The organism is Paenibacillus sp. CH40, assembly GCF_024213605.1.
Taxonomy (GTDB): domain Bacteria; phylum Bacillota; class Bacilli; order Paenibacillales; family Paenibacillaceae; genus Paenibacillus; species Paenibacillus polymyxa_B.
The window spans coordinates 1,452,849-1,473,415 of the sequence record NZ_JANAVQ010000001.1 but is presented as its reverse complement, the minus strand read 5'-3'; the positions used below and the strand labels follow the sequence as shown (position 1 = coordinate 1,473,415).

Genomic DNA, 20,567 nt, shown 5'->3' with positions numbered 1-20,567 from the left:
TTAAGCGATATTCAGGTGAACTCGGACGAGCAACCGGAAGGCTTCTCGCCGGATTCCATCGACTTTGTTTTCTAAATCCGTTTTCTAAAATGCAATGATTTCACTTTGCGTGTGCAGAGGGCGGCGGCTTGTCCGCCTGCCCTTGCCTGCAAAGTATTCTTTTTCCGACACAACGCTCATGTACGTAACAACGCACCATTCCAACTGGGGTAACAGACCCCATGAAGCAGGAGGGATGCCATTGAAAGCCTTATTTGAGAAGGAAAAAAATTACTGGAGTCATAAATTGGAATCTGAGGATCATATCATCTGCCTACCATACACCAACCATGTGTCCAGGGATACATGGTTACCTAAAGTAAACATCCCGACAAAATGGATACTCCAATGCAATATTCAGTCACCCATCGGGATACGGGTGGTGCTTTCCATATGCCAATAGTTAACAGCCGAAGGGCACTGCGGTTGGTACGTCATGTCGGAACGAGGAGATTGATTCAAAAAAATGGGTGGTAAACTTGAGCTTTGAGTTAATAAAAAATGTCGGAGGACAAGAGGATGTTGCATTAGAAGCCGTCTAAATGACGGCTTTTTTGTTTTAAGAAATCAAGTTCTTGCTCCAAGCCAAGGACAAGAACTTGATTATTCCATTGCCGATTAGATATCTACCTATTTAATGCTCACTATACCAACCATCCAGTTGTCGCAGGAGCAGACGACCTCATTCTGGAGCGGTTGAAGCGAGGTTCGTTGACTGTCAAATAAGAAGCCCTTAGTGAGCTTTTTTTAGACAATTCTTTAATAAATAACCCAATTTATAAATTTATACTGTGCAGCTTTGAAAAAGCTCAATAAACTTCTGAGCTGCTGAAGAAAGGGGCAAGTCTTTTTTGATAGCAATACTTAAAAATCTTTTAGGTATGATTTCTTGGATGGGCACTATGAATAGCTGTTGTTGATCCAAATCGCTGCGAACAAAATCCTCGATTACACACGATATGCCCAAACCTTTTTTAGCAAATTCAATTAACAGTTCCATGGTACTCAATTCTACTTTAGGTATTACTTTTAAGCCATATGAAGTGAAAAAGTTGTCAATATATTTTCTTGTATTAAGTCCTTTCTGCATGAGAATGATCGGGTAATTTACTACTAGTTCTTTTAAGAATATTGGTTTATCACATATTTCTTTAAATCTCTCACCTACTACAAAACAATCTTGTATTTCTATTTTTCCAATCACCGTCAGCGAATCTCTGCTTCCGTTCAGATTGATGATTCCTATGTCAACTTCGCCTGACTCTAGCTGCTTAATTGTAGAATGAGTAGATTGATCTTTGATATAAATCTCGATATTAGGGTAAGCCAAGGAGAATGTCTCTAGGTATTGCATCAAGAAGTTACTACAAGCTGTTGTGCTTACGGCTATTCTTAGTTGGCCAGCATCTAAATTCCTTAATTCCAAAAATTTTCTTTCAGCCGCCTGTAATAACTCATAGCTTTGTTCTACATATTGAAATAATATCTCTCCTTCCGTAGTAAGGGACACTCCTTGTGCTCTTCTATGGAACAATTGTCCACCTAGCTTATTTTCAAGTAGTTTTATGGACTGACTAACTGCCGATTGTGATGTAAACAGTTCCTTTGCCGCATTAGACATACTTCCAGCTTTTACTGTGATATAGAAGATCTTATAGAGTTCATAATTAATATCCATATAAGTATTTAGTATACCTCCTATATTTATTATTAATTTTACTTATTATACTGCGTGAATTATACTCGGGTTGTCAATGATTAATCGATAAATTGAGAAGGTGACCAATCTAGTATTCCCATATTTAAGTTATATTATTGACTCATCTGTAGGGGATATTCAATCTTCAGAATTTGAGAGGGGATAATACTGTGAGGCGGGATTACTTTTGCAATGGACACACTTGAAACCGTTCTTTTGATATTTTCTTTTCTCGTGGTTCTAAAATCGGATAAACGATTTATTGAAGCACTTCGTTCAATTTTAGATTGGCTAATTGATCAAAGTAAGAGAAAGGGGAAAATACATGGCTATCATATTCATAATTTTCGCATTATTGGCAGGAATGGCCTTGCCTACACAATTTAGTGTTAATGCGCAGCTAAGGACGGTGGTGGGATCACCTATTGTTGCTTCGGCCATTTCTTTTACAGTAGGTGCCATCTCATTAATAATCATATCTTTTTTTGTAAAAGGATCGTTGTTCAAAAAAGAATGGTTTGAAGCTCCCTGGTGGATGTGGACAGGAGGACTACTGGGTGCTTTCTATGTATTGGCGACAACCATTCTCATGCCCAGAATAGGAGTAGCAGCTACGGTTGGATACGTTTTAGCTGGACAAATAATCGTGTCGGTGATCATTGATCATTTTGGATTAATTGGTGCTAGTATGCACACTTTGAATATTCCTCGATTATTGGGAGCTCTTTTGGTTATTGCAGGAGTCTTTATCGTACAAAAATTTTAAATACATTTGGGGGAAACGTACATGAGCAAAATAAGAAAAGGCTTTCTCTGGGGAGGAGCTATTGCTGCTAATCAAGTAGAAGGTGCACATCGCAGGGATGGAAGAGGGCTAAGTACCGCTGATATTCAGCCGTTTATTCCAGGAGCTGATCCTATTGATCTACATTTTAATGACATGGATTCAGAAACATACGAAAAATACAAACATGGGACATACTATTTCCCTAAGCGCCAAGGAGTACATTTCTACGAACGATACCGTGAGTATATCGATGCGTTAGCAGACATGCATGTAAAAACATTGCGGTTGTCTATTTCTTGGAGCAGGATTTTTCCGAATGGAGATGATACCGTTCCAAACGAGCAGGGTTTGGCCTTCTATGATCGATTATTTGAGTACATGAAAGAAAAAAATATTGAGCCAATCGTCACGATTTTCCATTATGAAATGCCTTTAAATTTGGTTGAGCAATATGGCGGTTGGACAAACCCGAAACTGATTGATTTCTTCGTGAAGTATGGGCAAACCGTCCTGCAAAGATATCACCAAATCGTTAAATATTGGATCATTATCAATCAAATTAACCTTGTCCACAAAGAGGCATTTGCCTCCCTTGGCATACTGAAAGATAAAGTTGATCATTACGAGCAGTCTAAGTTTCAAGCGGTTCATCACCAATTCGTTGCTTCTGCAAAGATTACTGAGTTTGGCCACAAGCTAAATCCATCCCTTCAAATGGGAATGATGTTGGCCGATACATTAACCGCCCCTTATTCATGTGAACCTGCAGATGTCGAACTGAATTTCAGACGGAATCGAATGCAATATTTCTACAGCGATGTTTTGATTCGAGGCGAATATCCAGAATATGCATCGACGTATTTCGAAGACCATGACATCCAGCTGGAAATTACGGAATCGGAGAAAGAGTTGCTTCGGAACAATACAGCCGATTTCCTTGCAGTCTCTTATTACTGGTCAAATACTGTTAAAGCTAGTGAGAATACGATGGACCCTAATTCTACCGTCAAAAATCCCCATTTGAAAGCGAATCGCTGGGGCTGGTCTATAAATGCTTCAGGATTATATCTCTGCATGTCTAAATATTGGGACAGGTATCATGTTCCCATGATGGTGGCTGAAAATGGTCTTGGATTTAAAGATGTTATAACAGCGGACAATAAAGTTCATGACGATTATCGCATCGAATACCACCAGGAGCATATTGCAGCACTGAAAGAGGCAATACATGAAGGGGCAGATGTTTTTGCCTATTGTACCTGGGCCCCTTTCGACATCATCAGTGCAGGTACTGCTGAAATGAGCAAAAGATATGGCTTTATTTATGTGGACTATGATGATGAAGGAAACGGAAGTGGACAATTCCATTTTAAAGATAGTTTTTACTGGTATAAGCAAGTTATTGATTCAAACGGCGAGGATCTTCATAGAACCACCAACGATTAGGATGAGAATGACTGAATGATTAAGGCACCCCCGGATCATTTTGTATCGTGTCAGTTATACGGTATGTGGAAAATGGTCCGGGCATTTATAATAGGGGGGACAACTATGAGTTATCAAAAATTGGCAAAGGATATTCTGGATGGAGTAGGAGGAAAAGAGAATGTAAATGCGGTGTGGCATTGTGCCACTAGGTTGAGATTTAAATTAAATGATGTGAGTGCTGCAGATACCAAAAAGATTGAAAACACAGATGGGGTTATTACCGTCGTCAATAGTGCCGGACAGTATCAGGTGGTTGTTGGTAATTCCGTTGCTCAAGTCTATGATGCACTAACATCATTACCTGGAATGGCATTACATGTTTCTAGCAACAATGAAAGCGCTTCAGAAAAAATAACTGGGAAATTTAATCCTGTCAGTCAGTTGATGGATTTTGTTTCGGCCGTATTTACGCCATTTCTGGGAGCCTTGGCTGGATCCGGAATTTTGAAAGGCATTCTAGCTTTATTTACAACAATGAACTGGATATCGACCGACAGTGGTGCGTATAAAATATGGAATGCAGCAAGTGATGCCATTTTCTATTTTTTGCCGATTTTCTTGGCATTTACTGCGGCCAAGAAGCTGAAAGTCAACCCATTCGTAGCCGTTTCGTTAGCTGGTGCACTCATTCATCCGTCTTTAGTAGAGATCGTATCCAATTCACAAACGATTGATTTCTTTGGCATACCGATCATACCAATTACGTATACGGCGTCTGTGTTTCCCATTCTGTTGTCGATTTGGGGCCTCTCTTACTTGGAACCTTTGTTGAACAAATTCTTTCCGGAATCAATTCGTAATATGCTAACCCCTCTGGTTTCTCTAGTGATTATGTTGCCTCTAACTTTGGCTGTTATCGGCCCTCTAGGCACAAAGATCAGTGACCTGTTCGCCATGGTATTGTTAGCAATCTTTGGTTTCTCCCCATTACTTGCTGGGTTGGTTTTAGGAGCGTTCCATCAGTCGATTGTTATTTTTGGAGTCCATTGGGCGCTGATTACGCTGATGATAAACAATGTCGCTAATCAAGGATACGACCAGTGGTTGCCAATTGTATGTGCAGCCGTACTTTCTCAAGCAGGTGCTGCTCTAGGCGTATTTTTGAAAACCAAGGATGTTAAAATCAAAGGCCTATCGGGTTCTGCAGCAATCACAGCCATTTTTGGTATCACTGAACCGGCAATTTACGGCGTAACCCTTAAATTAAAGCGTCCATTCTACTGTGCAATGATCGCTGCTGGTATTGGAGGCGCTGTTATTGGATCGTTTGAAGTACATGCATCCACATTTACATTTCCTAGCTTGTTGGCTATTCCAACTTATTTAGGCCAAGGTTTCATTGGAGAAGTCATCGGATTAATTATTGCATTCTTTGGAGCCGTCATTTTAACTTATTTCTTCGGTGTTTCGAATAAGAGTGTGACGAATTTGAGTGATCAAGCAAATCCAAACGAGGTTGTGGTACCTGTGAATGGCCAAATTGTTCCTTTAAGCAGTGTAAGCGATGAGGTGTTTGCTTCTGAAGCGATGGGTAAAGGAGCAGGGATTGTTCCAATTAGCGGAATTGTTACAGCTCCGGTAAACGGAACGGTAAGCAGCGTGTACAAAACCGGGCATGCGATTGGCATTGTATCTGATTCCGGTATAGAACTTTTGATTCATATCGGTATTAATACTGTGAAATTAAAGGGACAACACTTTAAACCATTGGTTAAGGAAAATGATAGAATTGGCATTGATGACAAATTAGTTGAGTTTGACTTGGAGCAAATTAAGGCTGCGGGTTATGATCCTACGGTAATGGTTATTGTTACGAATTCATTTAATTATGATCAAGTGCATGTGAATCTGGAGGATCCAAATTCAAAACAGTTATTACATGTGATTCCTGCAAAACCTAGCGTTTCATCTTCAAATTTGGTTTAACACAGGACAGCATGAATTTGATCATGGAAGTAAATTGAAAAAAACGTATAACAGCCAGCTATAGCTATTATAGCTGGCTTTTTTTAGTAGATAGTTTTGTTGTTAACGAAGAAAAGGATTAAGATATTACGAATGTTTGGATAGTTCAGCAAAGTATTGGACAATAAGGTCTCGAAATAGCCTTATCGACTTCGAGAGGTAATGAGTCTCTTCTAGGACAATGTAATTCAAAGCCTCTGGAACACGTTCAGCACCAATTGCAAATGTGAACCACATCTGTTGTTCCTCCAACACTCATAACGAAAAATTTTACTGCAAACGTGCTTAGTAGTCTCCCCTTCGAAAAGGTATTAGCCGAATGGTGAATAGAATGTTTCTGTGGACTGAAGATCCTTTAGTATGAATTCCAAGTGTTCTCTAGCTGATTGATTCAATGGTTGTAAGGGCAAAGGAAGACTGGGACTTGAGATCAAGCCACTTATTTCTGCTGCTGCTGAAACAACACGAAGGCTACCATATTGATGAAATAACGTCCAAATAGGTTCAAGTAGCGCCGAGAGTCGCTCTGCTTCATCAGCAAAACCGTCCTGGGCCAAACGGGTCATTTTTAGGCACGCCTTTGGAAACAAACCACCGAGAACCGAGTACCATGCTTCACAGCCTGCATCCAAGCCAGTGACTGCGGATGAGTCTCCACTTACTCCTATAGTTACATGGGGAGGAATGGCCGTTCGCAGTTTTCTAATGCGTGCCTTGGCTGCTTCAGGATCAGAAGGCACTCCAGGAATCTTGATAGAACGAACGTTAGACAGCTCAGCAATCCGACCGTGCAACTCATCACTGAAATGAAAATGTGTAGTCCCCGGATTATCATATACGCAAAGCGGAATAGAGAGCGAGCTTGTCACCTGTTCATACAACGAATATACCTCTTCATTTGTTAATGCCTGGTAAGAAACAGGAGCCAACAGCACTGCGCTTGCTCCTGCTCTTTGTGCATCTTCCGCTAATCGAAGTACTTCAGAAGTACGAATCGCACTTATACTTGTCATCACGGGAATCCCCTCAGATGAATACAGCAAGTCGAAGCACACGTAAACGTTCTTCACGATTAAGATATGCATAATTTCCAGTTGAACCCAATGCACCAATTGAGTCTACACCAGCTGCAACTAATCGTTGAATTAGTGTCACAAATGCTTTTTCGTTAATACCTGTCTCGTTAACTGGGGTGAGTGGAAAAGCAGATAATCCACAGAACATAAAGCTACACTCCTTTAATAATTGACCTTCAAAATACAAACACATTATAAAAATGAATTAGACACAATTAAAGTACCAATGGAGAGACAAATAACAGTACCAATTCTTCTAGAGAAACCTAATATCGAAACAAAGAGATATGAGCATCAAGCTTCAGTCTCAACTTGGATATTACATCTTTTAACAGATCAAGTTAGTTGAACAACATAAAAAGCATTCTATATAGAATGCTTTTTATCTTTCTCATGATTTGGTGATGTATCAGAGTGTGTTAATATGCGGTCAAGTACTTTTTCAGTAAGTGGCATAAAGTAATTGAGTATTAGCCCCCCTAAACAAACGGTTAACAAAGTTCCAATGCCAATGGGTCCATTTAAAATGACTGCTATGATCAAGAATATAAGGTAGATGAATGTTCTCGAAAAAAATAGATTTGTTTTAGTTAATTCTTGTATGATTAATGTTAATCGGTCAACTGGAATTGGTGCAAAATTTGTCTGTAAATATGTTGCAGTTCCTAATCCTACAACAACTAAACCAATTCCAAAACAAACAACTTTGCTGTACCATAGTTCAGGTGTTATCAAATTGTGTAATAAAAAAAGCCACATATCAATTCCAATACCCGTTATAAATGCCGTTAACAACCCCAAAACTTCTGGTCTTTGTCTTTTTAAAAGCGAATTACAACATATCAATATTATAGCTATTATGATTTCCCAACTTCCCACAGTAAGCCCCACATTTATGGACAGTCCTACCAAAAGTGCATCAAAAGGTGAAGTCCCAAGGTCTGATTGTATAGTGAACGAAATTCCAAGGGATAATATAAAAATTCCTAATACGAAAAAAACATATCTCACTTTACTCGACCTCTTTAACATAATTTTATGTTGCAAATGCAATAAAAATAAGGTAAATTCAATATATATCATTTTTATTGCATTTGCAATAAAATAGGTGCGAAGGAGTTAACTATGAAGGAAGTACTTCGTGAAATTGGAATGATCGCAAGGGCATTAGATTCTATAAGTAATATAGAATTTAAAGAATATGACCTTACAAAAGGGCAGTATTTGTACCTTGTGCGAATATGTGAAAACCCAGGAATCATTCAAGAAAAGTTAGCTGAGATGATAAAAGTAGATCGAACAACTGCATCTCGTGCTATAAAAAAACTTGTAATTAATGGCTTTATTGAAAAGAAAGAAGATAACCATAACCAAAAAATTAAAAAACTCTTTCCAACAGATAAAGGGAACAATGTTTATCCTTTTATAAAAAGAGAAAATGATTATTCCAATAACGTTGCATTAGAGGGATTTTCGGAAAGAGAAGTAGAAACCATTTTCAATCTTCTTCAAAGAGTGAGAGAAAATATAGGGGAAGACTGGGAATTTGTAAAAAAGGGGAACAAGAGAAATTATTGATTTACATGAAGGAGCGATACATTAAGTGACTGCAAAAATAATAAAGTGCAAACGTGAAGATTTACAAGTACTCCAGGAAATAAGTATTGAAACATTTAACGATACTTTTAAAGATCAGAATTCACCTGAAAATATGAAAGCCTATCTGGAAAGAGCATTTAATTTTGAACAGTTGGAGGATGAATTGTCCAACGTCTCTTCAGAAATCTTTTTCATCTATTTCAATGAAGAACTTGCTGGATATTTAAAGGTAAATATGAATGACGCCCAATCTGAAAAAATGGGTGATGAGTCGCTCGAAATTGAGAGGATTTATATAAAAAATAAATCTCAAAAACATGGGCTTGGTAAAAATCTGCTAAATAAAGCTATGGAAATTGCGATGGAGCATAATAAAAAGAAAATCTGGCTCGGCGTATGGGAAAAAAATGAAAACGCCATTGCTTTTTATAAGAAAATGGGGTTTGTTCAAACTGGCGCACACTCTTTTTATATGGGTGATGAAGAACAAATTGATTTCATAATGACCAAAACAATGATATAAGTTTAGGATGATATAAGAATTCTTATTATTTTTTATATTGTAATTTATTCACTAATGTGTATAATGTTAACTATAATTGCATTCGAAAATGTTTTCTAGGGTTCCGCGATGTAATATCGGCTGGTCCGAGAGAAAACTCACAGTCGTTGTACTGTGCCACGGAGGGATAAAAGCCTGGGAGAAAAACTGCTGTATGCAGTATTCTCTCAGGTTTTTTTATTGCTGTTATAAATCCATACTACATTTGCAGCATTATCAAAAAGGAGGAAGCACAAAATGAACAAGACATGGTTATCTGTTGTAGTTGCGGCATTATTCGAAGTTGGATGGGTCATCGGCCTGAAACATGCCAGCGGCTGGTTAGAGTGGGGGGGCACTTTAGTTGCCATTTTAGTAAGTTTCATACTCATGATTATGGCTTCCCGTACGCTTCCGGTAGGTACGGTGTATGCAGTATTTGTCGGGTTGGGAACGGCCGGCACTGTATTAGCAGAAATTTTGTTGTTTGGTGCTGAGGTACAGGGATCTAAATTGCTGCTAATTGGGGTGCTTCTGCTCGGAGTTGTAGGGCTCAAAATACAGAGCAAAGAGAAGAAACAAGGAAAAGAGGTGGACTGACGTATGAACTGGGTATTTCTAATTTTGGCAGGCGTATTTGAGATGATGGGAGTTCTCATGATTAATAAGCTCCATAAAGATCGGAATTTCCTGTCTGCTTTTTACCTGCTTGCAGGCTTTGGATTGAGCTTCTTGTTTCTATCCCTGGCCATGGAAACACTACCAATGGGAACGGCCTACGCTGTCTGGACCGGTATTGGAGCTTCTGGCGGTGCCATATTGGGCATGATCTTTTACAGTGAACCGCGTAATACCGCGAGAATTCTGTTCATCGCGATGGTACTCGGTTCAGCAGTTGGCCTAAAGCTGGTAAGCTGAATAATGATGGAATTGGAAAAATTAAAGAAAATAGATAGAAAAGACCAGTATGCAGATAAAGTAGCGATAAGAAATTTTGTCTGCATGTTTTTTGCATTTTCTTACCCTTCTATACTCTGATCTTTAGGATCGTCGCGTTGTGTCTTCAGTTTTAGAAAATGAAGAGTCAATTGAAGTTTCAGGCGAATATCACCATCGCTTAGATCAATCTCAAAAAGCTCACGTATCCTGTTGATTCGATAGAACAAAGTATTTCTATGAATAAAAAGTGTTTTAGCAGCAATATTTGGAGTGTCCACATATTGAAGATAGGCTTCAAGGGTAGGCAGCAAACTTGTTTTGTGGGCATTGTCATAAACAATTAACTTTTGGATAACCGGATGGCAGAAGTCAGCGAGATCGTTCTGTTCCGATATGATCTTTCCAATATGCTCGCAGAGATAGTCCTCATACATATACACTGGCTTGTTAGAATTAAGTTGGAAACCAATCTCGATGGCAGTTAGGCATTGCTTATAATATTTTCGCAAAAAAGTTAAATGACTAAAGCAGTCACTCAGCGAAGCAGTTAGTCCGTTTACTTGGAGAAATTCCAGAATTCGTTTGTCTTCAGCAATGATTTTACAGGATGAATCAACAAGGGAAATGAGAACTACAATACGTCCCTGATACACGATCCAACGGCTATCCGGCAGTAATTGGATCATATGCTGTGCAACCAGCTGAACTTTCCCGTCAAAAAAGCCGTTCTTCAAGTCTGTCAAGGTCATCACTCTCAGGTAAGGTGTAAGCGTCCATTCCAGATGAGTCAGTCGCATTGCGATAATATTAGCATCATTAAGCTCGCCTGTAAGCAGTTCGGAAAGCAAAAAACTATGCATCATTCCTGGATTGCAATTATAAAAGTCGTTCTTTTGCAATTCTACCGAAACCAGCTCAAAAAGAAATTGTACGAGTTCAAAATCAATATCTGTAAATTTGCGATCCAGCTCCATAACACTGACCTGCGCGAATTCTATACCATGTACGTACACAAAAGCTGTTATCCAAATAGTCGTTGGTCTCGGGATCACGTGAATAATAAGGAATAAGAGCCATACGGGTCAGTTCGTACAGATTGGATTTCTTCATGCTCTCAATATTACTGTCAAGAATATAGCTCAAATTTCGCTGCTGTTCGATATCAGGTCGGCTGGGGATAGGGGCTTGACACATAGCGAGTAACTTATGGCCTGCGTCGACAATGATTACCGGATTACCAAAGATGCGGGAGGCCTCGTTTGTCAAGTTCGGCCACCCTTATGGCTGCAGAATGGTTCCTTGTATCGCTGCACGTGATTGACGAAGCGGTGAGAGTTACCTGAACAAGATTCTAAAGCTTTCGAACTTCTTGTTTAACAATTGCTTCTTGCTGTCGTTTTTCGAAATAATTACCGCCTAAATCTTTGTAATCCTTGCTGCGCGTGAGGAGATGGTAAACAATAGTCATGATGGAGTGGGCGACCGCCACAGCCGCTCGGTTTCTGCCTTTTCAGCGTCGGTACTGAACACCCGAGTAATTGTCGGATCTGCATACGGAATGGGCAACTTCAATGAGTGCCGAACAAAGGTATTTGTTGCCTTTGCGAGAGTCTTGGAGGATATTCGTTTACCACTTTCGTTCTGCCTTGGAACTAGACCTATCCACTAACAGAGATGAGTGTCGGAGGGGAAACGCGCACCAATGTCGGTCCCGACTTCGTGCATGTCGCTGCTGCTCACCCCATGATGTCGGAGACAACGGCAGCTAGTTTAATGTTGGCTCCTTCCAGCACTTTTTGGCCCGGTTGTGTTCGCGGGACCGTCTCTGAATCAGGCTGCAACGGTAACGAACTAATTCGCGCAGTTCTCTTAGGTTCCGGTCTGGGATGTAACTGGGTTTCAGCAGACCGTGGCGGAGCAGATTACAAATCCATTCTGCATCTTTTACGTCCGTTTTCCTGCCGGGAATGGCTTTGATGTGCTGGGCGTTAACGACGAGGAACTGAATTTCTTCAGCTTCAAGCAAATTCACGATTGGTTTCCAGAACACGCCGGTACTTTCCATGGCCACATGAGTGCAGCAATGTTGCTTGATCCAGTCGATCAAATCAAGCAGGAAAACCGTGTAGGTATGAAACGTCTTAATCGCTTTCCTTCGGGAGTTACGACACATGCGGTAATGGACTTCTTGTGAACATCCAAACCGCAAGCTCGCTCGATCAGCACATCCATAACATTCACCTTTCTACGGCAATTAAAATTGAGAACTGGCGCAACAACCAGCAAAGGGTTACTCTACCCAGCGTGCTTCTATGTTATGGTTAGAAAAGAATCATTAAGAGGCAGGCATTAGAAAAAGTTTTTAAACATATTATAGGTAATATCCGTTCAAATATGTTGGGGAGGATATCATAAAACCTATGTTACCTATGGAAGAATATTTCGGTAAGTTAGAACTCGTTTATTCATTTTATGGGGCTATGCCTACAGGTGTTAGTGTATCAGAAACCGGGCGTATCTTCATTTGCTTTCCGAAATGGGGAGATGACGTTAGATTTACGGTAGCGGAAATTGTTGAGGGTCGGTTGCAGCCTTATCCTAATTTAGAAACGAATTTGGTAAATCCTTTGAATATCACTATGTCCTTCATCAGTGTCCAAAGTGTAATTGCTGATGGAAGGGGAACCCTATGGGTACTGGATACAGCTGCACCAAATTTTTCTGAGCCTATTAAAGGAGGGGCAAAATTAGTCGCTGTAGATTTAAAAACAAATACAATAAGAAAAGTATACACGTTTGCAGAAGATGCAATCTTGCCGACGACGTATCTGAATGATGTCCGATTTGATTTTCGTGTTGGTAAATCAGGTTACGCATATATAACGGATTCTTCTTCCAAAGGTCCAGGTGCTATTATAGTCGTAGATTTAGAAAATGGAAATGCGTTTAGACGGTTAAATGGAGCAAATTCAACTTCACCCGATTCGTATTTTTTACCGAAAGTGGAAGGTGAAATTTTGATGAATCGAAACACAGATGGTTCGACATCTCCCTTTCGATTGGCCTCTGATGGTATAGCGATTTCCCCTGATGGAAAAATTATATTTTTTTGTCCATTAACCAGTCGTCATCTATACTCGATCTCAACAGAAGCCCTAAGAGACAGAACGATACCGGATTTCAATTTACGTTATCATGTGCAGTATTGGGGAGAAAAAGGTGCGTCTGATGGATTGATAACCGATGCAAAAGGAAACGTTTACGCTGGTGACTATGAAAACGATAGTATTCGAAAGATATTTCCGAATGGAATAATGGAAACCATCGTACATGATCCGAGAATTTTATGGCCGGATACTTTTTCTATTGGTCCAGATCAATACTTATATGTTATTGTGAACCAATTACATCGGCAGGCAAGATTTCATTATGGAAAAGACCTGCGACAAAAACCTTATAGTTTACTTCGTATAAAAATTGATGAATTACCTGCTCCCACCTTTTAATAAATATTCACTTTACAAAGTTGACTTTATTTGCATAGAAAATGCATTTCATGACTTTATGGTTATTAAGAATTTGAAGGCTGCCGCTCGACAGCCTGTTCAACTAACTGGGAACTTTAGTTTTATAACCAATGCATGCTGCCACACAATTAGTATCGGCATGTATTATTAATTTGAGCAATTCCAGGGAAGCTCTACATATTCTTATGTATACTTAAATTAGAACGTTTACGTTTTTTGAGAAATTGGAAATCAAATAGTTTTAATCGGTATGCTAGCTGCTGTTATTTTTGATCTTAAGCACTACACTACATTGTAGACTATCGGTACTCTGTTAAGAGCTAACAGGCAGTTTAGTCCAACGAGTAATCCTAATTCCGAAAAAAACATTATGGATAATGGAGCTGAAAACTGGCGACGGTAACTCAACTGGTGTTAGTCTCTTTAATCCAGCTTAGGTTCTTCGATTGTAAAACTATAAATCAAATCGGTGAATTGGTGGCTAGCCTTTAAGCCAATGATATGCGTAGCTTCTTGTGGAACCGCAGATAAGAGTCAAGCAGATGATTACGTACGTCAGAAAAAATTTAAAAATCTTGATATAGTGGTATAGTGATTTATTGAACAGAATTTATCGTAACCAGGAGGAAAAGTCGATGGATAGCCAACAAATTCTCATCCGAAACAACGTCAAAGTAAGGGGCTTTGGTTCCAAGACTCTTATATTCGCCCATGGCTTTGGCTGTGACCAGAACATGTGGCGCTTTGTCGCACCAGCTTTCGAAGAGAAGTACAAGCTGGTATTGTTTGACTTTGTAGGTTCGGGAAAGTCCGATATGCAGGCCTATAATCCTTGTATTTATCATGATCTGAACGGGTATGCCCAGGATATCTTAGACATTTGTTCAGCGCTCGAATTGAAGAATGCCATTCTAGTGGGTCATTCCGTCGGTGCTACTATCGGTATGTTGGCCTCTATTCAAAGATCGGAATACTTTGATCGGCTTGTTCTGATTGGTCCTTCTGCACGATATTTGAACGATTTACCTGATTACATCGGCGGGTTTGAACGGGAAGATCTGATGGATTTATTGGACTTGATGGATCAAAACTTTCAAGGTTGGGCGAGCTATCTAGCTCCTGTCATTATGGGGAATACAGACCGGCCGGAATTATCTCAAGATCTTGAGTTGAGTTTTTGCGCAACCGATCCTAAGGTAGCCCGTCGTTTTGCGGAAGCAACGTTTCTCTCTGATTACCGTAAGGAACTCGGCAAGGTAGTGGTGCCTTCGTTGATTTTGCAATGCTCCGATGATGTAATCGTTCCGATGGAAGCTGGAGCCTATATCCACCAGCAGATGAAGGAGAGCGAGTTCCGACTGATGGATGCAACCGGTCATTGTCCACACGTAAGCCATCCGGATGAAACCATTACACTCATCAGCGAATATCTTGCCTCAATCGATTCAATACAGGAAAGCGAGTTGCACACATAATATGGACGAACGGTTGGATCATGCCCCCTGCGGTTATTTGTCGATGGATCAAAATCTGACAATACGCATCGTCAATGCAACGCTGTGCCGCTTGTTAGAATATGAAAAACAAGGGGTAAACGGTATCAGTTTTGAATCCCTGCTAAATCGGTCCAGCCAAATTTTCTTTCAGGTTTATTTTTTACCGTTGATTCGGCTTAATCATCACGTAGATGAGATATATTTAATGATGAAAACGGGTAGCGGCGGAACACTTCCCGTTCTTTTAAATGCTGTGATTCGAGAGCAGGGAGACGAATTGGTGTACGATTGTGTCTTAATTCCCATGCTGCGTAGGAAGGAATACGAGCATCAGATTGAAAAAGCTGAGAAAGCCTGTCGGAAGGCGGGAGAGGAGCTACTAAAGATTGAGCAGGAGCTTGATAAAAAAAAGGAAGAACTTTCATCTTTACCTAATCCCAAGATATAGTTCAATGCTTCTTTGAGTAGTTATACTCTAAAAGCCCGAATCGTGGTATTATCCCCTTTTAGTAGACAAGAGAAAAAAGACATCTGGTAAGATGGATTTAATCTTGTTGAACGGAGGGGATTTTTTCATGGCCAAAAAGGGACAACCCTTTCGGCAGTCTCCTTGGAGTTAAAGATGGAGGCAGAACAACAGGTACGCGAGTATATTTCATTTTATAACCAAAGTAGATTTCAGAAAAAATTAAACAACCGTTCCCCGGCTGAATACCGAGAAGCGGTTGCTGCTTAAACATGTCTTTTTAGTCCTGTCTACTTGACAGGGGGATGACCAATTTTCAGGCTTTTATCATTACAATATCGAAGTACTTCTTTAACAGGTATTCTTTAACTGTCGGTCTCTGGTTGATTAGTGTTCTTCTTCAGCTTACCGAAACGAATCCGGTCCACCAGATAATATAAGACTGGAGTCACTCCTGTAAAAAGAAGAAATGCCACCTCACTCCGATTCGTGACATCCTCCAAGTGGGCCGTATATTTGAACATATTAATCGACATGACCACCATGGCAACAGACATAATGTAAGAAAACGATTTATGATCATTCATTCCAACTAAGTGAGCAAATCCCTTTACGGATATAAGCAGGAAGAGAGATATCTTTATAAATATACTAAACAGCCAAAAGATAATCAGCAGCGGATCCAAATTTTCCAAGAAAACCCCCGCATGAATATAACGAATCAATTCTAATGTCGGATAGGTTAGATTTGCTGTTAGTTCTGAACCAAATAACAATAAGCATCCTAGCAGGACAGCAAGTATAACCACAACAGCTGTAGCCGTAGCCCCCATTAGGGATTTCATTAACTTATCAGTCCCTACAAAATACGGAAATAGGTACACGATAAAAGCCATTTCGCTGAACAGGGCAACGACGATCATTGTACCATTCCATATTCCAGCTGGTTGCCCAGCTGTAACCAATGCAACGGCCATGTCTATATTCATCTCTTTCGAGGCGAATAGGGGGAATGCCAGAACTGAGATTTCATGAAGCACTGGCATAGACCGTTAACGTCAAAAGTTTTAATTGATAAAATTCTAACGAAATGTGATTCCGTATGTCGAACATTACTGTAAATAAGATGATTGTTGCACAATACCAAACGGGATAAAGGTTAAAGTCGCTAATTCTCTCGTTACACATAGAAACCATTTCTTTTATAGAGAGGCCGATTTTACGAATACCTGTATATTTTTCTCTTTCTAAGGCTATGTTAAATTCTAATGTTGATTTTTGAATATAAGAAAACCGCCTTGATGAAAAGGCGGTTTATTGAGCTATCGTATCCGTTTGTTTAACTTTTGTATCGCATCAAATAGTGAGTAAAGAAGATTTTTTTTCAATCACAGCTTTTATTGTTGAAACACTTTGTTCGATTGATTGATTTGTTGTGTCGATAATATTGGATTCATAGTGATCCAAATTGTTAAATTGCTCCCACATTTTCTCTACCAACTCAATGTTGGCATCTTCGTCCAATTTGGAACGATTGATTGCTCGTTTCATTGTTACTTCTTTAGTCGCTCTTAAGATAATGTAATGTACTTCATAATTATCTTGTACGGCTTTTAACCACGGATCTAAGAACCAAGGACCAACAATTCCATCTATAATCACATCGAACCCACCACGTGCAAAACGTTTTGCAGCTTCCAAAAAGGCTTCAATAACAATTAAGTTTTGTTCTTGTGATTCCGGTAAAAATGGAGGGATTGCCCCCTTATGAATGTAGTGATAGAAATCATCAGTGTGCATATGTACCGACTTTGATAAATTAGACTCTTTAGCAACAATTGATGCCGTTGTACTTTTACCAGTTCCTGGTGAACCAGTAATTATAAAAATTCTGCCTTGTTTCATAAATATTCTCCTTAATTAAATGTAGGCTTAAAACAACACCCTTCAATCAACTAACCTGCCACATTTCTTCAAGCGCTGTTTACGTTTAGGATATGGTACACGCCTTTGCCACGTTGTTTTCCTTCGGACTTGAATCGGTATAGAGCAAAAGATAAGCGACTCTTTCCATACGTAGACGACACAAATATTCCCAATGGTTTCACCTGAGACGGTTTTACATACCTTGAATAAGTAAACTAAATGTAGCTTCTGTCTTTAGAAGCGATTTGCTGATGTGCATCTTCCAAATCATAAAACCAGGAGAGATTTGTAATGGTCAATCATGACAAACGGAGTTTGGCGAAAAGGGATCAGCGATGTTAACGCGAAAAAAACGGCCTCTTTTGAATGGTCCAACATGAAGGTCGTCTTTTTATTGTCCTCCGAATACCATTACTCAGATGTCATTTCATTACCTGATACGACATCTCATGCAGCTAGAGGCAAAAAGATTATTATGATTCGAGTAGATAATACGATAATACCAATTATCCAACAATGGTGCTCATCTTGATCTTTCGATCTCGTTATCCGTTTCACGTATCGACTTTATAACAAGTTCAGAGAAAGCTTTCACTGTTGGAGATAGCCACTTTTTCTTTTTAATCAGCATATGGGAGTATATCGGATCGAACTTTTCGGAATGACTTACAATTTTAAGTTTTCCACTATCCACGTCTTCTTTAACTGTAATATAAGGCAAAAAAGAAAATCCAAGCCCACTCATAACGGTTTGTTTAATCGCCTCTATACTCCATAACTCCATGGTTTGAAATGGTTGAATATCATGCTTTACAAGATATCTTTCAAACATGGTCCGATAAATACAGCCTTCTTCATTCGTAATAAAAAAATGGTTGGTGTTCTCTCTCTTATATTCATCGAAATGGTCTGGGCCGTCATTGCTGCACACCAGGACAATGTCCTCCTGGGCCAAAGAATAATGAATGCATTTTTCCGGATGTATTTCCGGGTAGACCATCAAAGCCACATCTACACGTCCACTGATTAAGTCAACCTGGTTTTGTTCACATGTACCGTTGGTAAGAATGAATTTGACATGAGGATATTTCAAAGAGAATTCCCTTATAATCGGACTTAATCTAGAAATCGTTAAAGACTCTGGTGCAGCCACCTTAACAACACCTTTAACTTCCTGGTTGCTTCGTATATTTCTAATCTGGTCATGAGTAGCCAGTAGATCTTCTGCCAGAGGTATTAATTCTCTCCCTAATGGAGTAAGTTTCAAATGCCTTCTTTCGTAAGTGAAAAGCTCCCCGCCAATCTCTTCTTCAAGCGACTGTATATGGGCAGTGATCGTGGACTGAGTGTATCCCAATTGCGATGCAGCCCCTGTATAACTTCCGATTTCGATAATCGTCTGAAATGTAATAAGGTGTCTAATTTCCATCGGTGTTCTCCTTAGGTTTAATTTCTATCGATAAAAATGATAATGATTTTGAATATTTCAATTTTATTAATGAACAGATCCATCATACAATAGAATCCTTCTGATCGTAAATTAATCTACAAGGGAGGAAACAATGAATGGAACCGTTCAAAATTTCAATTCCAGAGCAACAATTGCACGATCTATCTATCAGACTAAAACAGGTTCGATGGCCTTCAAGTTTCTCTATAGAACCATGGGCTCTGGGGACAGACTATTCCTTTTTGAATAGATTAGTTGATTATTGGGGCTCGGAATACAACTGGCGTGAACAGGAAGCTTGGTTAAACCGTTTCCCGCAGTTTATGGAACATGTGGACGGCTTCGATATACACTTTGTGCATGTTCGGGGTGAAGGGACATCCGAACGACCACTGTTGCTGACTCATGGGTGGCCAGGATCATTTGTAGAGATGTTAGAACTAATACCTTATCTAACAACCCCATCGCTATATGGTGGACATGCTGAAGAGGCATTTGACGTGATTATTCCCTCTTTGCCAGGCTTTGCATTTTCGAGTAAACCCACACGACCGGGAGTGGGGTCCAAATACGTAGCCACGCTGTGGGCAAAACTTATGGATCGTTTGGGTTATGAAAGTTATTTGGTTCAGGGAGGGGATATTGGAGAAGGGGTCTCAACATGGTTAGCATTCATGTACCCTGAACGGGTGAGGGGACTTCATCTCAATTATATTCCTGGAAGCTACAAGCCACCCCTCACTCAAAATACACCATCTGTTAGCGAAGAAGAGCAAGCTTACTTTGACATCGTAGCTGAGTGGTTGGAGCGAGAAGGTGCTTATAGCGTCCTTCATAGAACGAAGCCGGAAACACTGGCTTTTTCACTAAGTGATTCTCCAGCCGGTCTTGCCAGCTGGATGGTAGAAAAATTTCAAGGTTGGAGTGACTGTGACGGAGATATGGAAAGGTCTTTTTCACTTGATCATATCCTAACCAACATATCGATTTACTGGTTTACCAATTCGATTGCCTCTTCCATACGAATATATACTGAAGGCACCCAAATGCCACTGCATTTCACCGAAGGCCAGCGTGTTACTGTTCCAACAGGGGTTTCCTTATTTCCTAAGGAGCTACCCACGCCTCCTCGAAGCTGGGTAGAACGCGCCTATAATATTACGTACTGGGAGAAAGCGAATAAAGGCGGTCATTTCGCCGCTATGGAAAATCCTAAATTGTTTGCCGAACATCTAAATCATTTTTTTCATTCATTAAGCATCTGATAGTCTCTATCCTTGAGAGGGCTATGAACCACCAGTACAACTGGTTACCGTCTTCAGAATGCAACTCTTCAGGTGCTTCCAGAGTGCAGGGTAGAAGCGATAACCCGTTAATACTTGATGGTTGTTGGTCATTAAATATACGGAGGAATGTACGCACATAGAAGCTATCGTTGGTGCATCTTGTTGTTTAGAAATTTAGTCTAGAGCAATATCCGACTCTCTCTTGGATCTACTCTTTAATGAAGCAACCTTAGCACGGTGCAATACCGAACTGAGGTTGCTTCAGTTAACTAAGACATACTGC

General features: G+C 39.9%; 19 protein-coding genes, 2 pseudogenes and 1 riboswitch. Of the genes and pseudogenes, 12 read left to right on the top strand and 9 right to left on the bottom strand.

What is annotated here, in order from left to right:
• Window positions 1-823: 823 nt before the first annotated feature.
• Window positions 824-1,717, bottom strand: a complete 894-nt coding sequence (locus tag NLX73_RS06450) for a LysR family transcriptional regulator (RefSeq protein WP_103048528.1) — start codon at window positions 1,715-1,717, stop codon at window positions 824-826.
• 346 nt (window positions 1,718-2,063) lie between these two features.
• On the opposite strand from NLX73_RS06450, the gene NLX73_RS06445 reads away from it, so the two are divergent.
• The 3 genes from NLX73_RS06445 to NLX73_RS06435 all read left to right on the top strand — a co-directional run bounded on the left by NLX73_RS06445 (window position 2,064) and on the right by NLX73_RS06435 (window position 5,939).
• Window positions 2,064-2,504 (top strand): DMT family transporter, encoded by a 441-nt coding sequence (locus NLX73_RS06445; protein ID WP_023988632.1) that lies wholly within the window; start codon window positions 2,064-2,066, stop codon window positions 2,502-2,504.
• A gap of 21 nt (window positions 2,505-2,525) precedes the next feature.
• Window positions 2,526-3,971 (top strand): glycoside hydrolase family 1 protein, encoded by a 1,446-nt coding sequence (locus NLX73_RS06440; protein WP_254325671.1) that lies wholly within the window; start codon window positions 2,526-2,528, stop codon window positions 3,969-3,971.
• A gap of 105 nt (window positions 3,972-4,076) precedes the next feature.
• The gene (locus NLX73_RS06435; RefSeq protein WP_250268349.1) at window positions 4,077-5,939 is read left to right on the top strand and encodes a beta-glucoside-specific PTS transporter subunit IIABC; all 1,863 of its coding nucleotides are present in this window, start codon (window positions 4,077-4,079) and stop codon (window positions 5,937-5,939) included.
• 350 nt (window positions 5,940-6,289) lie between these two features.
• Here the strand turns inward: NLX73_RS06435 and NLX73_RS06430 are convergent.
• Window positions 6,290-7,202 (bottom strand): annotated as a pseudogene (locus tag NLX73_RS06430) (dihydrodipicolinate synthase family protein).
• Window positions 7,203-7,420: 218 nt separating this feature from the next.
• The gene (locus tag NLX73_RS06425) at window positions 7,421-8,065 is read right to left on the bottom strand and encodes a YczE/YyaS/YitT family protein (RefSeq protein WP_254325670.1); all 645 of its coding nucleotides are present in this window, start codon (window positions 8,063-8,065) and stop codon (window positions 7,421-7,423) included.
• Window positions 8,066-8,179: 114 nt separating this feature from the next.
• Between NLX73_RS06425 and NLX73_RS06420 the strand changes: the two genes are divergently transcribed.
• The 4 genes from NLX73_RS06420 (at window position 8,180) to NLX73_RS06405 (ending at window position 10,112) form a co-directional block, all read left to right on the top strand.
• Entirely contained in the window at window positions 8,180-8,632 is a 453-nt protein-coding gene (locus tag NLX73_RS06420; protein ID WP_061828430.1) for a MarR family winged helix-turn-helix transcriptional regulator, read from the top strand.
• 25 nt (window positions 8,633-8,657) lie between these two features.
• Window positions 8,658-9,176 (top strand): spermidine/spermine N(1)-acetyltransferase, encoded by a 519-nt coding sequence (gene paiA, locus NLX73_RS06415; RefSeq protein ID WP_254325669.1) that lies wholly within the window; start codon window positions 8,658-8,660, stop codon window positions 9,174-9,176.
• A gap of 84 nt (window positions 9,177-9,260) precedes the next feature.
• A riboswitch (guanidine-I (ykkC/yxkD leader) is annotated at window positions 9,261-9,359 on the top strand.
• Between the two features lie 93 nt (window positions 9,360-9,452).
• Window positions 9,453-9,794, top strand: coding sequence for a DMT family transporter (locus NLX73_RS06410; protein ID WP_053325459.1), 342 nt, complete (start codon window positions 9,453-9,455; stop codon window positions 9,792-9,794).
• Window positions 9,795-9,797: 3 nt separating this feature from the next.
• On the top strand, window positions 9,798-10,112 hold the full coding sequence (locus NLX73_RS06405; protein ID WP_023988641.1) for a DMT family transporter: 315 nt from the start codon (window positions 9,798-9,800) through the stop codon (window positions 10,110-10,112).
• Between the two features lie 101 nt (window positions 10,113-10,213).
• Here the strand turns inward: NLX73_RS06405 and NLX73_RS06400 are convergent, their stop codons facing one another.
• From NLX73_RS06400 to NLX73_RS06390, 3 genes and pseudogenes are all read right to left on the bottom strand, one after another.
• A complete protein-coding gene (locus NLX73_RS06400) occupies window positions 10,214-11,107 on the bottom strand; it encodes a PucR family transcriptional regulator (RefSeq protein WP_254325668.1) in 894 nt (297 codons plus the stop codon).
• Window positions 11,076-11,399, bottom strand: coding sequence for a hypothetical protein (locus NLX73_RS06395; RefSeq protein WP_254325667.1), 324 nt, complete (start codon window positions 11,397-11,399; stop codon window positions 11,076-11,078). The genes NLX73_RS06400 and NLX73_RS06395 overlap by 32 nt, the downstream gene beginning before the upstream one ends.
• Before the next feature lie 85 nt (window positions 11,400-11,484).
• Window positions 11,485-12,365, bottom strand: a pseudogene (locus NLX73_RS06390) (IS110 family RNA-guided transposase).
• A gap of 179 nt (window positions 12,366-12,544) precedes the next feature.
• Between NLX73_RS06390 and NLX73_RS06385 the strand changes: the two are divergent.
• The 4 genes from NLX73_RS06385 to NLX73_RS25075 all read left to right on the top strand — a co-directional run bounded on the left by NLX73_RS06385 (window position 12,545) and on the right by NLX73_RS25075 (window position 15,892).
• Window positions 12,545-13,639: a major royal jelly family protein gene (locus NLX73_RS06385; protein WP_254325708.1), complete on the top strand. Its 1,095-nt coding sequence runs from the start codon at window positions 12,545-12,547 to the stop codon at window positions 13,637-13,639.
• 656 nt (window positions 13,640-14,295) lie between these two features.
• Window positions 14,296-15,135, top strand: coding sequence for an alpha/beta fold hydrolase (locus tag NLX73_RS06380; protein WP_254325666.1), 840 nt, complete (start codon window positions 14,296-14,298; stop codon window positions 15,133-15,135).
• A gap of 1 nt (window position 15,136) precedes the next feature.
• Window positions 15,137-15,604 (top strand): PAS domain-containing protein, encoded by a 468-nt coding sequence (locus NLX73_RS06375; protein WP_254325665.1) that lies wholly within the window; start codon window positions 15,137-15,139, stop codon window positions 15,602-15,604.
• A 174-nt stretch (window positions 15,605-15,778) separates the two neighbouring features.
• Window positions 15,779-15,892: an IS3 family transposase gene (locus tag NLX73_RS25075; RefSeq protein ID WP_148504410.1), complete on the top strand. Its 114-nt coding sequence runs from the start codon at window positions 15,779-15,781 to the stop codon at window positions 15,890-15,892.
• A gap of 95 nt (window positions 15,893-15,987) precedes the next feature.
• On the opposite strand, the gene NLX73_RS06365 is transcribed toward NLX73_RS25075, so the two are convergent.
• The 3 genes from NLX73_RS06365 to NLX73_RS06350 all read right to left on the bottom strand — a co-directional run bounded on the left by NLX73_RS06365 (window position 15,988) and on the right by NLX73_RS06350 (window position 18,977).
• On the bottom strand, window positions 15,988-16,668 hold the full coding sequence (locus tag NLX73_RS06365) for a GerAB/ArcD/ProY family transporter (RefSeq protein ID WP_302055268.1): 681 nt from the start codon (window positions 16,666-16,668) through the stop codon (window positions 15,988-15,990).
• A gap of 310 nt (window positions 16,669-16,978) precedes the next feature.
• Window positions 16,979-17,527 carry a P-loop nucleotide/nucleoside kinase family protein gene (locus tag NLX73_RS06360; RefSeq protein ID WP_254325662.1) on the bottom strand — a complete coding sequence of 183 codons (549 nt, stop codon included), beginning with the start codon at window positions 17,525-17,527 and terminating at the stop codon, window positions 16,979-16,981.
• Between the two features lie 544 nt (window positions 17,528-18,071).
• On the bottom strand, window positions 18,072-18,977 hold the full coding sequence (locus NLX73_RS06350; protein WP_254325661.1) for a LysR family transcriptional regulator: 906 nt from the start codon (window positions 18,975-18,977) through the stop codon (window positions 18,072-18,074).
• A gap of 137 nt (window positions 18,978-19,114) precedes the next feature.
• Between NLX73_RS06350 and NLX73_RS06345 the strand changes: the two genes are divergently transcribed.
• The gene (locus NLX73_RS06345; protein ID WP_254325660.1) at window positions 19,115-20,263 is read left to right on the top strand and encodes an epoxide hydrolase family protein; all 1,149 of its coding nucleotides are present in this window, start codon (window positions 19,115-19,117) and stop codon (window positions 20,261-20,263) included.
• The last annotated feature ends 304 nt before the right edge of the window (window positions 20,264-20,567 follow it).